The organism is Nocardia sp. NPDC055321 (assembly GCF_053645575.1).
In genome coordinates, this window is sequence record NZ_JBSHMS010000058.1 from 1 (window position 1) to 14,841 (window position 14,841).

Here is a 14,841-nt window from a genome sequence, read left to right on the forward strand (position 1 = left end):
GGTCCGGAAGTGAAGGATCATGCCGAGGAGCATCTGACCTCTTATGCCCGCGAGGGTGATCCGAAGGGTGTGACCAAGCTCGGGGTGCATATCCTGGCGCACGTCGACCCGGATGGGCGTTTGACCGAGGACAGGGACCGTCAGCGGGTCCGGTGCATCAAGATCGGGCATCAGGGCATCGATGGCATGTACCCGATCTCGGGATACCTCACCCCGCAATTGGGGGCGGTGATGATCCCGATGTTCGAGAAATTCGGGCGACCTGGCATGTGCAACCCCGATGATCCCGAAAGCCCATGGACCACCGCTGAACTCGGGCTCGATACCGAACTCGACGACGGCGACGAGAACGCCGACGCCGACGCAAACGACCCCTCGCTGACCCCGGCCCAGCGTGCCCGCGCCGTCGTTCGCGCGAAGCTGCGCGCCGCCGCCAAACGCGATCACCGCACCGCCGACCAGCGCAACCATGACGCTCTGCTGGTGTTCTTCCGCCCGGACATGGGCCCCACGAAGCTGGGATCGCATCGTGGACTGCCGGTCTCGACGATCATCACCATGAGCATCGAAGACCTGGAGAAGCGCGCGGGCGTGGCGACCACAGCCACCGGCGGCACCATGTCCATCACCCAAGCACTCCAGGTCGCCAGGAACTCGACCCCGTACCTGGTCGTGCTCGATCGCAACGGTCGCCCACTGCACCTGTCCCGCGGACAACGTCTCGCGAACCCGGCACAACGGTTGGCGCTGACCGCCACCGAGCGGGGCTGTACCCGCCCCGGATGCGACGCGCCAGCGAGCCGCTCCGCCGTACACCACATCCGAGAATGGGCCGATGGCGGTGAAACAGACATCGAGAACCTCACCCTCGCGTGCGATGCCTGCCACGCCCAGATCAACACCGGCCCGAACGGGTGGCAAACCGTTGTGATGGGCGAGGATTCGGAGAATCCGGGCAAAACCGGCTGGATCCCTCCACCACACATCGACCGAACTCGTAGGCCACGTGTGAACTTCCGTCATCATCCCCAGTTTCCGGGTATCCCCGCACGATGGCGCTGTTAGCCACCCGGTCTTGGGTATCGAGTCTCACCGCTGCTTTCGAGTCTGCCTCTTCGGCTTTCCCATGCCGAAGGGGCTCCTCGCGTGCCCAAACCCTGGCCCGGCGCTTCACACCCAGGCAGTCGGCACGACCACACGCATCGGTGTTCACGCCCGTGGCCGACGTAGCCCAACCCCACACCCCTACGTCTTCCAGCGGGGTTCGGGAGAGCAGGCAAAACAGATGCGACCGTGCTGGTTACCTCGTCTGCTGTACCCGACTTATGGCTCCCCAGTTGGGAGCGGGTTCGCCCTTCCGGCCTGGCTGGCCGGCCGTGGGCACCTTTTCGAGACCTACAGACAAATACTCGTCATCAGCACAACAGGGTGATGTCTCTGGTGGTGATAGTCGTGTCCGGCCCGGGGTTGGGAACTCGGCTACGCATCCGACGGCTTCGATCCCGTTGATCGGCTCGGGAGGGCTGGAACCGTAGGCGAGGCACCCAACCGGCTCCGGCTGGTACTCCGTTATCCAGGCGTCCTTCCCCCGGTAGGGCACCCAACCGCCGTCGAGTCTCCCGACGTGCCCCCGCCGGTACTCCGTTATCCAGGAATCTTTTCCAAGCCGGGCACCCAACCGCCGCCGAGGCACCCGACATGCCCCGCCGGTACTCCGTTTTCTAGTCGCCTTTCCTGCGGTAAGGCTCTCTACCGCCATCGAGGCTCCCAATCCGCCCCCGCTGGTACTCCGTTACCTAGGCATCTCTGCCCCCGGTAGGGCATCCAACCGCCGTCGAGGCACCCAACCCACCCCGGCTGGCACTCCGTGTTCGGCATCTCTTCTCCGGCAGGGCACTCGACCGCGATCAACGCGCACCCAATTGTCCCGACGAAGATCAAGTGCGCGAGTAGCTCCAAGATTCGGCACCACCGACCCCGCACCATTCCGAAATGCGACCTAGTTATTGGCCCGCTGAATAGCCCGCCGAACCAATCCGCGAATGCCCGGAAGCTGGATAGCGCGCAGCATCAGATCGCCCGCCACCACATGCGCGCGTGTGGGTGGAGCGAATCGGCCGATTCCCCTACGCGCCAGCGCCTGTCGCTTCTTCACCTCCGGCCGAAGCTCCGTCTCCCAGGCATCGAGCGCGGCGGGAATGTCGTCGCCGTGCGCCGTCAGCGCGTCAGCGAGCCGGTCGGCGCCGTCGAGGGCAAGAGCGGCGCCGTAGCCGGCGAATACCGTTACGCACCACGCCGAGTCGCCGAGCAGGACGACTCGGCCCTGGCTCCAGCGGTCCATGACGATCTGGCCGACCGAATCGAAGTAGGCGGCACCGGGTTCGGCGTCGAGTTGCCGAAGTGCTTCGGTGACATCACCGCCGAGGTCGCCGAATGCTCCGGTGAGTGCGGTCGCGGCGCCAAGGGCGAGTTCGGCGCCGGGGGTGGGGCAGCGGTAGGCGAAGAACGCCGAGGACCTGTCCGGTCCCGTGTGCATGACCGCGGCCGTGCGCCCGGGACCGATGTAGGTGGTGCCGAATCCATCGGGCAGATCGGCAGGGGGTGTTGCCAGCGGGAACGCGCCGACCATGTGGCCCAGATCGACGAAATATTCCGACTCGGAGCCGAATACGAGTTCGCGGACTCGGGAGTGCACGCCGTCGGCGCCGATCAGGAGTTCGGCGTTGAGCCGGGTGCCGTCGCCGAGGGTGATCTCGACGTCCTCGGGGGTCTGGGCGATGGACCGTACCGTGGCTCCGAAGCGGAAGTCGGCGAATTCGGCGACGGCGTCGTACAGCGCTGATTCCAGGTCGCCACGGAATACGCTCACGGCCCGGGTTCCGACGGCGGCTTCGGTGACCGCGGCGGGAATTCGGAGTTTCTCCCGGCCGTCGGCGTGGACGAGGATCGAGGTGAAGAATCCGATGTCTCGCGGTGCCAATGCCGGGATCAGTCCGAGGCGTTCGGCGGCGTCGTATCCGGGTCCGTGCAGGTTAATCAGGTAGCCGCTGCTGCGCCGGGCCGGGGCCTGTTCGATCACGATGACGTCCCAGCCCTGCCGATGTAATCCCAGGGCGGCGGCCAGGCCGGCGATTCCGGCGCCGACGATCGTTGCGCGCCTACGTGATTCGGCGGCTCGGGGTCGGGTGGGTTCGAAGGCTTCCAATGCGAACTCCTCGGCTCGATGTGCTGTCGGCGAAAATCCACTCGCGAACTGTCGCCGTGCGTCAACTAGTAGTTGACGCACGGCGATTCGTCAACTACTAGTTGACTCGTGAGTGAGGGAGAGGCGCCGCGATGGCTGCGGTCTATCCAAGAGGTCGCCGGGCCGTCCATCCCAGGCTGATCGGCGGTGTTCCGGGCCTCGGAGGTGGTGTCGCGGCCATGATCAAGATTTCGGTGCGGGAGGCCCTCCTGGGCTCGGTCGAGATTCCCTAGGCAGCAGTAACATTCGAGTGGACGTGGTCCGGTGTGAACGCGCCGAGGTTCGTGGCAGTCGGTGCGTGAATACGATGGACTCGGCCGCATTAGTCCTGGCGGGGGAGCCGATCAAATGGGGGTTGTATGAAACCCAGTGCCGCAGAAGTGGTTGCGGACGGCGGCTGGAGTCCGCTGCACGCGCGGGTGCTGTTCGTCGCCGGGAACGGGGTCAGTGCGTTAGCGATCATCGATAGCAATGGCGATGGCCGCGAGATCACTGCGGAGCGATTCTGGCGTCACGAGGATGGGCGGTGGCGTAGCGGCCACAGTTCCGGTGGGGTGGCCAGCACGCCGTCGTCCGAGCCGATCGGAATTCAGAGGGACGACCGGGGTGTCAGCTGTGCCTTTGGCCGTGCTGAACGACCGGGGCCGGTTGTTGTCGAGATCGACGGCCGGGAAGTCGAAGTCATTGCGGGCGAGGGCGGTTGGTGGTGTTGGCTGCGGCCTGTAGTTGCGTCGGAATAGATCGAGGGCCGGTCGCGGGCAGCCGGGTGGGTATCGCCGCTAATCGACGGGCGAAGCGGCTTGGGCGTCGTTGACGGCGTTGGCGTGGTCGATCTCGGCCATATGGTCCTCGGCCCAGGTACGCAGCGCGGCCAGGGGAGTCTCCAGTGACAGACCCAGCGCGGTGAGGCGATAGTGCACGCGCGGCGGGACGGTCGGCTCTACACGCCGGGTGACCAGGCCGTCTCGGACCAGGCTGTGCAGGGTTACCGACAGCATCTTCTGGGATACGCCCGGCATGCGGCGGCGGAGGTCGGCGAAACGGACCTCGCCGGGAGCGGCCTGGGCAAGGACCTTCACCGCCATGGACGTCCATTTCGTGCCGAGGCGATCCAGCAATTGGCGTGTGGGGCATTGGGAATCGAACAGGTCGCCGCGCGCCGGCGGGGTCGTTCCGGTCGATCGGGTGGTCACCTGGACCTCACCACCTGTGCTGAAAGTGCCTTCTTGGCCGCGTTCGGTCTGTTACCTACGGTTTTCTGGTAACCAATCGTAACCACCTGGAGGTCCCATGGCTCACCCGGCATCGTTGGCTGCCGCCTCGGTCGAGTTGCACCGGATAGCCACCAACGGCATCCACGCGAACGTCGCCGTTGCCGGGTCGGGCCCGGCACTCGTTCTGCTGCACGGTTTTCCGCATACGTGGCGACTGTGGAGCGAGGTCATCGGCCCGCTGTCCGAGCGCTATCGGGTCATCGCCCCGGACATGCGCGGGTTCGGCGCCACCAGCCGGGCAGCGGACGGGTACGACGCAGAAACGCTGGCCGCCGACGTCACCGGGATCCTCGATGCTCTAGGCGAACCCACCGCGATGGTCGTCACGATCGACGCGGGAACCCCGGTGGCGGTCCTGCTGGCCCTGCGCAATCCCGATCGTGTGCGCAGGCTGGTGGTCATGGAGGCCCTGCTCGGCAGGCTCCCGGGCGCCGAGCACTTCCTGTCTGCGGGTCCGCCGTGGTGGTTCGGCTTCCACTCCGTACCCGGCCTGGCCGAGACCGTTCTACTCGGCAACGAGGCCCGCTATATCGACTGGTTCCTCACCACCGGCACCCGCGGCCAGGGTGTGCGAACCGACATCCGCGAGGCGTTCGTCGACGCCTTCACCGGCGCCGAGGCCCTGCGCTGCGCGTTCTCCTACTACCGCGCGCTCCCGACCAGCGCTCGCCAGCTCGAGGATGCCGTGGCCGCCACTCGCCTGACCGTGCCCACCTTGGCGATCGGCTCCCACCCGGTCGGCGATGCCCTGGAACGCCAGCTCCGCCCCATCACCGACACCCTCGAAGGGCACCTCATCCCGGATTGCGGTCACATCATCCCGCTGGACAGACCACGCGAGCTGCTCGCGCTGATACTGCCCTTCCTTGCCGCCCAGCCCGAATCGGGTGCCACGCTGGAGGAGTGGCATTCTTCGTGAACGGATATCGCTTGGCGAGCCTGGTGAAAGACCCTTCGGTTGTCGACTCGGCACTGGTCCGACTCACAGACGTTCTCGCCACCAGTCGTCCCTATCCGGAGCGATTCGAAGAACATGACCTTGTCGATCGGCTCGACGGGCTCGCGGATCGGCTGCGGACGATGGGTCCCGCTGTCGATGACGGGTTCGATTGTGACTTTAGGGCGTTCGCCGACGAGGCTGCGGCGATGTGCGAGAGCAGAATTGGATCCGGTGATATCGGCGAGTCAGATGATTCATCGGCGCGCTCTACTGGGTCCTCGCTTGGGCGCCCGTGCATCTGGTCACCGTACGCATCGGCGGCGTCGGCGTGATCGAACACCCCGGTCCTGGTCCAGCCGTTTCCTGATCAGCGTGGCCTGCGTTCGACGAAATGGTCGTCGTATCGGAGCGGCCATACGGTGTCGGGCACCAGCCGAAACTACAAGATCAACGGCTGCGGTGGGAGGGCGCTCGCGCGTGTTCGCTACGCTCGATCGGCAGGCTCGCGCTGGTTGATCCGTCGAACGAACGGAGTTCTCGGTGCACACCCACGCTCAGTCGTACCCCGTGACCGGTGGCCGCGAGTTTCTGCGAATGCGGTCGGCGGCGCGGGCCGGGATGGAATCGGCGGCGGTGTTCGTGGCCGCGGCGGTCGCGGTGCTGGCGATCATGCTGCCCATCAGTTACGACGCGCTGTCCTCGACGCTGCACCTGGATCTCATGGTGTTCAACGTCCCGCGCGCCATGGCCATGGGCGCGTTCTTGTCGGTCGTCGCCGCGATGGTGCTGTGCGCGTTCGGGAGCGCGCGCGTCGCCGCGTGGACGGCGCTCACCGCCCTGATCGCGATTCTGGCCAATCATCTGCTCCTGCTGCCGTCGGTCAACACGAGCCGGGGGCCGTCGATGACGACCCTGAACTTCGTGGACGCCCTGCTGGCGGGCGTGCTGCTGGGTGCGCTGGCGGTCGCGGTGTGGAGCGAGCAGATCCTGCGGGCCGCGTATCTGTTCGGGGCGTTCTCGGCGAATCTGCTGGGTGATCTGACCCAGACCCCGGACGACGCGGCCGGCACGCACGGCCTGCACTGTGTGCTGCGCGGGGCGCTGCCGGTGTGGATCCTGGGCGCGACGGTGATCGTGCTCGGGTATTTCGCCGGGCTGCGCGGTCCGCTGCGGGTGCCCGGCACCGATTTCGCGATTCGGCTGGCGCCGATCATGGCCGCGCTGATCGTGTATCCGGCGATCCTGCTGACGTCCGCGTCGCTGGCCACCACCGAAAATCCGGTAACCCTGATCGTGGCGCCGGTCATCATCGTGCTGGCCGCCGCGGTCGCGGCGTTCATTCTGCCGGGGCGCGACGGTGTGCTGTTGCTGCTGTTGACGGGATTCGCCGCTGTCGGCAGCCTGGTGACGACGTTGCCGCGGTCGGGGTGGATCGAGCTGGTCGCGGTGCTCGGCGTGGTCGCCGGGTTGCTCGCGGGGCTGTGGTGGCCGCGCGTGCTGGTCGCGGCGGGCGGTGTGGTGCTGTTGGGGGTGGGTGTCATGGTCTCGGTCGTGATCGATCTCGATCCGGTGGTCGCGGCCCCGCTCGGCTGCGTCGCGCTCGGGGTGCTCGGCGGGTTCTGCCTCGGCTCCGCGGTGCCGGTGCGGGCGAGTTCGGCGGTGGTCGGGCTCGCGGTGCTGCTGATTCCCTCCGCGGGAATCGCGTTGAGCGACAGGACCTACGGGCATCTCGCGTATTCGCCGGCCTGGTACCGCACCACCGAGGTGTCTCGCAGTGTCGTCGCCGTCGGGGTGACATTGGCCGTCGCGGTCGGTTGCGCGTTGATGATCGCGCTGCTGCTGAGCAGGCGAACCACGCTCCAGAAACGGTAGGTGCGCGTTGTGCGAAATCTCTTGACTCCGAATGGTATATGCGTGCACCGAGGAGATACACGGATTTGTCGCTCGCGATAATTCGATTGCGGGTTCAGCCGGTTGCTGCGAATCTTGTTTCACCGCACTCCCGACGGGGCGGCGGGAAAGGAAAGTTCCGGCCTGTGGAGGTCAGCCGGTCTTGAAAACCGGAGGAGGGCATAGTGTCCCGGGGGTTCGACTCCTCAACTTTCCGCTGTGTTCCTTCGGGAATGCAAACCGATAGCGGTGTGGCGCAGTTAGGTCAGCGCAACGGGCTCATAACCCGTAGGTCGTCGGTTCGAATCCGACCACCGCTTCCAATTACATACCCGCCCATACATTTCGGGCGGGAATCGGTCCGTAGCTCAGTTGGCAGAGCGCTTGGTTGAAGCCCAGGAGGCCGCAGGTTCGAATCCTGCCGGATCGGCGAGCGGCAGCACGCGATGGTGCCGCATGCCCCTATAGCTCAGTTGGTAGCAGCAGCCGCCTTTTAAGCGGCGGGTCCCAGGTTCGAGCCCTGGTGGGGGTACTTCACGGCTGTGTCGCCGACCGATCCGTCGGCCCACACCGGTTCCCATGAGCCGTCGGCGAATTGGATCCAGCCTCGCGGGCGCGTGAACTCGAAGTGTTCGAGCGCGGAATAGTCGTGGTCGCCGAGACTCATGCCGCATCGCCCCCGAGGTCGCTGTCGCGGTAGTCGCTGTACCGACGCGCAGTGATGAGCGCCCATCCTCGAGCCGTTGTTCGCCAGCCGGCAGGAGTGCGCCGGTCACACCGTGCCAGACCCGACGCAGCCAAAGCGCCGACCATCCTTCGGATGCTCGAGCTCGTGAAACCTGTTCTGTCGCACAGCTGTCGGACGGTGAGTGTCTTCATCGGTTCTCGGGCGGCCAACGTGGCAAGCACTATGGCCTGTGACTCGGTGAGTGGCATACCCGCCCCTGTTGTCGTTGGATGAGGCAGTCCGGAGCCGCGACTCCAACGGCCCCGGACGCCTGGGATCGACGCTAGGAGTCTGCGGGCGCGACGGTCTATGAAGTTTCTCGAAGTTTCTTCGATTGGTCCGAAACGTTGACCACCCGTCGCACATAGAGCCACCATGTATATGCGAAGAAACTTCGCGAAACACCTTGGACAGGGAGCAAACCCATGCGTCTGACATTCCTCGGTAAGAACACCACCGGCACCCAATCGCCCACGCTGTACCTCTCCGACCGCGACACCTACGTGTGTCAGGGCTGGCGGACGGACACCCCGGAGCAGATCGAGATCCCCCACCGGCTACTCGAGTTCCTCGCGCCCGGCACGTGCTTGGGTACCCTGCTCGCAGACACCGGGCATGGCACGTTCGTGCTCACCGGGGTCCCGGTGACCGACCCCGAAGCGCTCGCTCAGATGGACACGCCGGAGCATGAGATGAGCATCGAAATACCTGTAGGACAGGAGATTCGCAGGGATGCTGCTGCACCACGGTGAGGACGCGAGCCGACTGTTCCGTGCGGAGTGGTCCGTAGCGGTTCATCTCGAGCTGGAGGACACCTACAGCACCCCGGAGGAGGACGAGCCGTTCCGCGTCTTCCTGGCGGGCGAACCGGACGACTACGCGTGGTTCGCCGACTGGTCGAACGTCGTGCGCGAGGCGACGGCGGCCGGGAAGAACATGCGGCGCGTCCGGGTCGTCACCGAACCGCACACCGACTACACCCGGTTCGCGCTGCACATCGCACGCCTCAATGCCCTGGCCGGCGAAGAGATTCGGTACGTTCCAAGGCATCTGGTCGATCCGTCATTGCTCGGTGGCGACGACTGGTGGATCTTCGATGACAACCTGGTCGCGTTCAGTGTCTTCACGCCGACCGGGGCGGGGGCCGGATTGGCCACCACCACCGACCCGGTGATCACCGCTCATATTCGATCGATTCGAGATCGAATCTGGCCGTCGGCGATTCCGCTTGCCGACTACGTCGCAACCGCTGCCGGACGGTGACCGATCCGGCACAGGCGGCCAGGCAAGCGCTCGGCGGTCAGCTCCGCGAGATCCGAAAAGACGCGGGGCTGACCGCCCGGGCGCTCGCCGATCTGCACGGCTGGCCGCGTTCGAAGATGTCGAAAATCGAACTGGGGCAACAGACACCCGCCGATAGCGACATCATCGCCTGGTGCGAGTCGTGTGGCGCCGCCGATCAGGTACCCGATCTCATCGCCTCCCTGCGCAACATCGAAGCCGCGTACCTGGAGATCAAGCGCATGCGGCTACCGGTCCGGCAACGGCGGTCGATCGCCTGGGAAGCTGAAACCAAGCTCATGCGCTGGTACGAACCCTGGGTGGTTCCCGGCCTGCTGCAGACACCCGACTACGTGCAGGCCCTGATCGGCCGAGTCCTGGACTTCTACCACGGAACACGCGGGGACCTCGACGCCATGGTGGCTGCGCGGCTGGAACGGCAACGGGTCCTGTATCGCGGTGACCATCGGTTCCACTTCCTGATCGCCGAACAGGTGCTGCGCACGACCGTCGGCGACAACGACGTCATGATCGGCCAGCTGGATCGACTGCTGATGGCCATGCAGTTGCCGAGGGTAGTGCTCGGAATCATCCCGGCCGATACCGAATATGTTGTTCCGCAGTCGAATTTCTGCATGTTCGATCGTCGCAAGGTGCTGGTGGAGACCATTACCGCCGAGCTGACCATCACCCAGCCGCGCGAGATGGAACTGTATGAGAAGACGTTCCGCACACTCACCGAACAGGCTGCGATCGGGGCCGCCGCACGCGAGCTGATCGTGACCGAGCTCGAGCGGCGGCGGAAGCTGTAACCCTGGCCGGGTTCCTATCAGGGACCGGGATGATCGGGCAACCAGCGAGATCCGATACTCCTGCCTCACAACCACTTACTGCGCCGGAAGAACACCAGTAGGGCCCCGCACAGGACCACCATCGCAACCAGCACCGCGGGATAGCCCCAGGGCTGGCGGAGCTCGGGCATGTGGGTGAAATTCATGCCGTAGACGCCGGCGAGCATCGTCGGGACCGCGAACATCGCGGCCAGGGCGGAGATCTTGCGGATGTCGGTGTTCTGCTGGACGCCGGTCTTGGCCACGGCAGCGGTGATCAGGGCGGACAGGGTCTCGTTGAAGTCGGTTATCCGTTCGGCGACCGCCGTGTGGTGGTCGGCCACATCGCGTAGGTGGCGGCGGATCTCCTTGGGGAGGGGAGTTTCGGGTCTGCCGAGCTGGTGCAGGGGGAGGGCCAGGGGCAGGACCGCGCGGCGCATCTCGACGATCTCGCGTTTGAGCTGGTAGATCGGTTCGATCGCGATCCGGGAGGCGGGGGTGAAGATCTCCTCCTCCATCGCGTCGACATCGAACTCGAGCGCATGCGCCACCTCGACGTAGGTGTCCACGACGTAGTCGGCTATCGCGTGCAGCACCGCGCCGGGGCCCAGGGCCAGCTGATCCGGGTCGGCTTCCAGACCCCGGCGCACCCCGGTCAGGCCGGAATGCTCGCCGTGCCGGACCGCGACGACGAAGTTCGGGCCGGTGAACACCAGGATCTCCCCGGTCACCACTATCTCGCTGACACTGTGCATTTCGTGCTCGACATAGGCGACGGTGCGCATGACGGTGACGAGGGTGTCGTCGTAGCGTTCGAGCTTGGGACGCTGGTGTCCGCGCACGGCGTCCTCGACCGCGAGCGGGTGCAGTCCGAAGGTCTCGGCGATATCGGCCATCTGCGTGGCGTCGGGCTCGTGCAGACCCACCCACACGAATCCCGTTCCCCGCGAACGTACTTCGCCTAGCGCGGTGACGTGGGTGAACCGGCCCTTCAGGCGCCGGCCGTCCACGTACACCGCGCAGTCGACGATCGCGCGCGCGGTCGGGACCGGGATCTTGCGCAGGCGGGCGCGCTGACGGGCGGACCTGAACGGCGGCGACGGTGAATCGGACGACACCGCACGATGCTAGGAGGCCGGGCGGTCCCGCGCGAGGGGGATGCGTCCGGTCGGCCGCGGGCCGCTGATCCGGGCGGTATTCTGCCCCCATGCTCACCTCGTCCGTCATCGCGGCTCGGCTGCGGGGCGCGATGATCGGCGCGCTGTCCGGAGCGGCTGCCGTGGCGGCGCACGGGATCGGCGGCGGGATGGTTCCGCACCAGGACGCGCTGATGTTGCTGGTGGCCGTGTGCGCGCTGCTGGGGTGCGTGGGGTCCGGGCCGGTCGGCGGGCGACTGCCGGTGGTGGTCGTGCAGCTCGGGCTCGGGCAGATGCTGGGGCACACGGTGCTGTCGGTGACGTCCGGGCACCATCCGATGGCTCCGACCGCGGGGATGCTGGGCAGTCATCTGCTGTTCGCCGTCGGCGCCGGTCTCGCGGTGTGGTCGGCGGAGCGACTGGTGCGTTCGGCCCTGGGTACGGTCCGCCGCTGGCTGGTGCTGCTCGTGGCCGTCGCCGATCCCGGTGGCGTCGCGACTTCCGCGGTGTGCGAACCCATTACGGCGGGGGCTCGTCGACCGCTGTCGAGTTCCGGACTCGGCAATCGAGGCCCGCCGGTGCTGCGCGCAGCCGCCTGACGCGGATTCTCGCCCCGGAGTACACGAATCACTCGGGCGGACGCCGGGGAGCACACACAGCACCATGTCTGTCCGTCGATGCCGGACAACAGCTCGCGCCGTCTCCATCACCTGCGAATCAGCACCCGGTGGGCTCTGGCGCGGGCGACTTCGCGATGACGGTCGCGTGACAGCCGTCAACCGCCGTTCCCGCACCGCGTGGAACGAGCGTCGTTTCATGCCCGGAGAGGGCCCCTGCGTTTCATGTCTACAAGCACCGGGATCGGCGATCCCCCGGGATCGCCGTCCGACGACGCCGCCGCGGCGGCGACCACCCCGACAACACCACACGCGCCGGTGAATTCGGCTGCCGTGCGAGATCCCGCCGGCCCGGCCGGAACACGACGATCCGCGCGCAGTTGGCGGCCCCTGATCCTGCGCCTGCACTTCTACGCCGGCCTGCTGGTGGGTCCGTTCCTGCTGATCGCGGCGCTCACCGGCGCGCTGTACGCACTGGCGCCGTCCATCGAGAAATTCGTCTACGCCGACCTGCTCACCGTCGAGCCCGCCGACGGTACGGCTCTTCCGCTCGCGCAGCAGGTCGCCGCCGCCCAGGCCGCCCATCCCGATCTGACGGTGGCCGCGGTGCTCCCGGCCGCCGACCCCACGTCGTCGACCCGGGTGCACTTCGCCGACCCCGGCCTGGGCGCGGAGGAACTCCGGGCGGTCTTCGTCGATCCCTACACCGGCACGGTCCTGGGCAGCGAGACCTCCTGGTTCGGCTCGCTCCCGTTCAGCACCTGGGTCGACGTCCTGCATCGCGACCTGCATCTCGGCGAGACCGGCAATCTCTACAGTGAGCTGGCGGCGTCCTGGCTGTGGCTCGTCGCGCTGGGCGGACTCCTGCTGTGGTGGAACAAGTTTCGCCGGGACCGCGTTCGCGGCCGGCGAGCGCGGCTGGTCCGGGTGGACCGGTCCGTTCCGGGGCGGGCGCGCACGCTGAACTGGCACGGCGCTACCGGCGTGTGGATTCTGGTGATGCTGCTGTTCCTCTCGGCGACCGGGCTCACCTGGTCGCCGTACGCGGGGGAGAACGTGACCGAGCTGCGCGAGGCGATGTCCTGGCAGCGTCCGCAGCTCGACACCGCGCTCACCGGGCCGGCATCGGCGGGCGGCGAGCACGGTGGACACGGCGGCGCACCCGCCGCCGGCGCATCGTCCCCGGCCGGTATCGATCTCGACCGGGTGGTCGCGGCGGCGAACAGCGCGGGAGTCCAAGCGCCGGTGGAGATTACACTGCCCGCCGAGCCGGGACAGGCGATCGGTGTCGCCGAATCGGCGAAGGCGTACCGCCTCACCACGGATGCCGCAGCCGTCGACCCGGCCACACTGAGCGTGACGAGCGTTCTCGACTACGACAGCGCGTACCCGTTCGCCGCCAAGCTCGCGGACTGGGGCATCCGCATGCACATGGGCACCCTGTTCGGGCTGCTCAATCAGCTGCTGCTGGTCGCGGTCGCGCTGGCGCTGATCACGGTGATCGTCCGGGGTTATCGACTGTGGTGGCAGCGCCGCCCGACCCGGGGTACCCGCTGGGCGGCAGGACGCCCGCCCCCGCGCGGCGCGGTGCGGCGAGCACCCCTGCCCGGTGTTCTCGCACTGGCCGCCGCCGCGATCGCGATCGGCTGGTTCCTGCCCCTGTTCGGGATCCCGCTGCTCGGGTTCCTGCTGATCGACGTGATCATCGCGGGGATCGGGCGCCGGTCCGGCCGCGCGCCCGCCGGGACCTAGCGACGACAGCCACTGGCCAGGGTGCGTGTCCTGGGCCACAGTGCCCACTGGGCGGCGCGTCGGCGCGGGTACTGTCCCGACCGTCGCATCATGCTGAGTCATCACCATGGCAGACACCCCGAACGAGCCCCGGACCGACGCAGACCGGTCCGGGGCTCGATCGGTGCCCGGGCCGGGCGATTCGCCGAAATCGGCGATGTCGGCCGGTGAGCGGACCGCTGCCGGAAAACGCTGTGGCAGAACGTATTCGGACCGGATTTCCGGCATATCCATTCACGCCCCCGCCGACCCGATCCGCGTGAATCGCGACACGGTTGTTGGTGGATCCCGCGGATTTCGCTATATTCGCCACGCAGCTGGTTCGCCGGCGGCGGAGTCGAGGAGCCCCTGATCCGTCCGTTGGCGTCGAAGTCCAGGGCGTGTTCGCGCGCCGGGGACGAGAGGGAACCCGGTGAGAATCCGGGACTGTCCCGCAGCGGTGAGTGGGAACGACAGCCGTCACCCGCACTGGGCGCATGAATCATGCCTGGGAAGCGACGGTCAGTAGGACCAGCCCCGGGCCCGAGCGCCGGGGGCCGACCCTTTCCCGGGTCGATGCCCACGAGTCCGAAGACCTGCCCGTTGCGCCGGATACGCCGTATCCGGCGGTCGTCGCCTCGTGGATTGGGCGTTACGCCGAGTGGAACCCGGGCACGGGATCGATGCTTCCAGGGCTCCATTGGTGTGCGCTCCGTATGGGTGGCGGTCATCTGCTGCTGACCATGGAGTTCATTCAATGTCGAACCCACGTACCGCCTTCACCGCAACCGTCTTGGGGCTCCCGCGCATCGGGCCCAACCGGGAGCTCAAGCGCGCCATCGAGTCGTACTGGGCCGGACGTCAGGACGCCGCGAGCCTGCACGCCGTCGCCGCCGACCTGCGCACCGCCCAGCTGACCGCCGCGCGGGACGCCGGTCTGGACTCGGTGCCGGTGGGCACCTTCTCCTACTACGACCAGGTGCTCGACACCGCCGTGCTGCTGGGCGCGCTGCCCGAGCGGGTGGCCGGCATCGCCGACGAGCTGGACCGCTACTTCGCGGCCGCGCGCGGCAACGCCGAGGTGCAGCCGCTGGAGATGACCAAGTGGTTCGACACCAACTACCACTACCTC

At 67.1% G+C, this 14,841-nt stretch carries 13 protein-coding genes, 4 tRNA genes, 1 pseudogene and 1 riboswitch; of the genes and pseudogenes, 14 read left to right on the forward strand and 4 right to left on the reverse strand.

What is annotated here, in order from left to right:
- A partial coding sequence (locus tag ACWIGI_RS41210) for a DUF222 domain-containing protein (RefSeq protein WP_454209136.1) occupies positions 1 to 1,065 on the forward strand: 1,065 nt, incomplete at its 5' end.
- A gap of 934 nt (positions 1,066 to 1,999) precedes the next feature.
- On the opposite strand, the gene ACWIGI_RS41215 is transcribed toward ACWIGI_RS41210, so the two are convergent.
- Positions 2,000 to 3,205, reverse strand: a complete 1,206-nt coding sequence (locus ACWIGI_RS41215; protein WP_454209137.1) for an FAD-dependent oxidoreductase — start codon at positions 3,203 to 3,205, stop codon at positions 2,000 to 2,002.
- A gap of 398 nt (positions 3,206 to 3,603) precedes the next feature.
- Here ACWIGI_RS41215 and ACWIGI_RS41220 point away from each other — a divergent pair, with 398 nt between their 5' ends.
- Entirely contained in the window at positions 3,604 to 3,984 is a 381-nt protein-coding gene (locus ACWIGI_RS41220) for a hypothetical protein (RefSeq protein WP_454209138.1), read from the forward strand.
- Positions 3,985 to 4,023: 39 nt separating this feature from the next.
- Here ACWIGI_RS41220 and ACWIGI_RS41225 read toward each other — a convergent pair whose 3' ends face one another.
- Positions 4,024 to 4,437, reverse strand: a complete 414-nt coding sequence (locus tag ACWIGI_RS41225) for a winged helix-turn-helix transcriptional regulator (protein WP_454209139.1) — start codon at positions 4,435 to 4,437, stop codon at positions 4,024 to 4,026.
- 97 nt (positions 4,438 to 4,534) lie between these two features.
- Here ACWIGI_RS41225 and ACWIGI_RS41230 point away from each other — a divergent pair, with 97 nt between their 5' ends.
- From ACWIGI_RS41230 to ACWIGI_RS41255, 6 genes are all read left to right on the forward strand, one after another.
- On the forward strand, positions 4,535 to 5,437 hold the full coding sequence (locus tag ACWIGI_RS41230; protein ID WP_454209140.1) for an alpha/beta fold hydrolase: 903 nt from the start codon (positions 4,535 to 4,537) through the stop codon (positions 5,435 to 5,437).
- Positions 5,438 to 5,998: 561 nt separating this feature from the next.
- Positions 5,999 to 7,330 carry a hypothetical protein gene (locus ACWIGI_RS41235; RefSeq protein WP_454209141.1) on the forward strand — a complete coding sequence of 444 codons (1,332 nt, stop codon included), beginning with the start codon at positions 5,999 to 6,001 and terminating at the stop codon, positions 7,328 to 7,330.
- 149 nt (positions 7,331 to 7,479) lie between these two features.
- A tRNA-OTHER gene (locus tag ACWIGI_RS41240) sits at positions 7,480 to 7,565 on the forward strand.
- A 28-nt stretch (positions 7,566 to 7,593) separates the two neighbouring features.
- Positions 7,594 to 7,671 (forward strand) — tRNA-Met (locus ACWIGI_RS41245).
- Positions 7,672 to 7,705: 34 nt separating this feature from the next.
- Positions 7,706 to 7,778, forward strand: a tRNA-Phe gene (locus ACWIGI_RS41250).
- Positions 7,779 to 7,806: 28 nt separating this feature from the next.
- Positions 7,807 to 7,880: transfer RNA gene (locus tag ACWIGI_RS41255), tRNA-Lys, on the forward strand.
- 131 nt (positions 7,881 to 8,011) lie between these two features.
- Here the strand turns inward: ACWIGI_RS41255 and ACWIGI_RS41260 are convergent.
- On the reverse strand, positions 8,012 to 8,452 hold the full coding sequence (locus ACWIGI_RS41260; protein WP_454209142.1) for a MarR family transcriptional regulator: 441 nt from the start codon (positions 8,450 to 8,452) through the stop codon (positions 8,012 to 8,014).
- A gap of 48 nt (positions 8,453 to 8,500) precedes the next feature.
- Here ACWIGI_RS41260 and ACWIGI_RS41265 point away from each other — a divergent pair, with 48 nt between their 5' ends.
- The 3 genes from ACWIGI_RS41265 to ACWIGI_RS41275 are packed head-to-tail and all read left to right on the forward strand — an operon-like array spanning position 8,501 to position 10,168.
- The gene (locus ACWIGI_RS41265; RefSeq protein ID WP_454209143.1) at positions 8,501 to 8,827 is read left to right on the forward strand and encodes a hypothetical protein; all 327 of its coding nucleotides are present in this window, start codon (positions 8,501 to 8,503) and stop codon (positions 8,825 to 8,827) included.
- The gene (locus tag ACWIGI_RS41270; RefSeq protein ID WP_454209144.1) at positions 8,808 to 9,338 is read left to right on the forward strand and encodes a DUF6879 family protein; all 531 of its coding nucleotides are present in this window, start codon (positions 8,808 to 8,810) and stop codon (positions 9,336 to 9,338) included. Before ACWIGI_RS41265 ends, ACWIGI_RS41270 begins: the two co-directional genes overlap by 20 nt.
- A complete protein-coding gene (locus tag ACWIGI_RS41275; RefSeq protein WP_454209145.1) occupies positions 9,335 to 10,168 on the forward strand; it encodes a helix-turn-helix domain-containing protein in 834 nt (277 codons plus the stop codon). Before ACWIGI_RS41270 ends, ACWIGI_RS41275 begins: the two co-directional genes overlap by 4 nt.
- Before the next feature lie 65 nt (positions 10,169 to 10,233).
- Here ACWIGI_RS41275 and ACWIGI_RS41280 read toward each other — a convergent pair whose 3' ends face one another.
- The gene (locus tag ACWIGI_RS41280) at positions 10,234 to 11,304 is read right to left on the reverse strand and encodes a magnesium and cobalt transport protein CorA (protein WP_454209146.1); all 1,071 of its coding nucleotides are present in this window, start codon (positions 11,302 to 11,304) and stop codon (positions 10,234 to 10,236) included.
- Between the two features lie 89 nt (positions 11,305 to 11,393).
- Between ACWIGI_RS41280 and ACWIGI_RS41285 the strand changes: the two genes are divergently transcribed.
- The 3 genes and pseudogenes from ACWIGI_RS41285 to ACWIGI_RS41295 all read left to right on the forward strand — a co-directional run.
- Entirely contained in the window at positions 11,394 to 11,921 is a 528-nt protein-coding gene (locus ACWIGI_RS41285) for a hypothetical protein (RefSeq protein WP_454209147.1), read from the forward strand.
- A gap of 243 nt (positions 11,922 to 12,164) precedes the next feature.
- Complete coding sequence (locus ACWIGI_RS41290) at positions 12,165 to 13,691, forward strand: PepSY-associated TM helix domain-containing protein (protein WP_454209149.1); 1,527 nt, start codon at positions 12,165 to 12,167, stop codon at positions 13,689 to 13,691.
- Between the two features lie 441 nt (positions 13,692 to 14,132).
- Positions 14,133 to 14,307: riboswitch (cobalamin riboswitch) on the forward strand.
- A 159-nt stretch (positions 14,308 to 14,466) separates the two neighbouring features.
- Positions 14,467 to 14,841, forward strand: a pseudogene (locus ACWIGI_RS41295) (5-methyltetrahydropteroyltriglutamate--homocysteine S-methyltransferase); the annotation flags it as partial.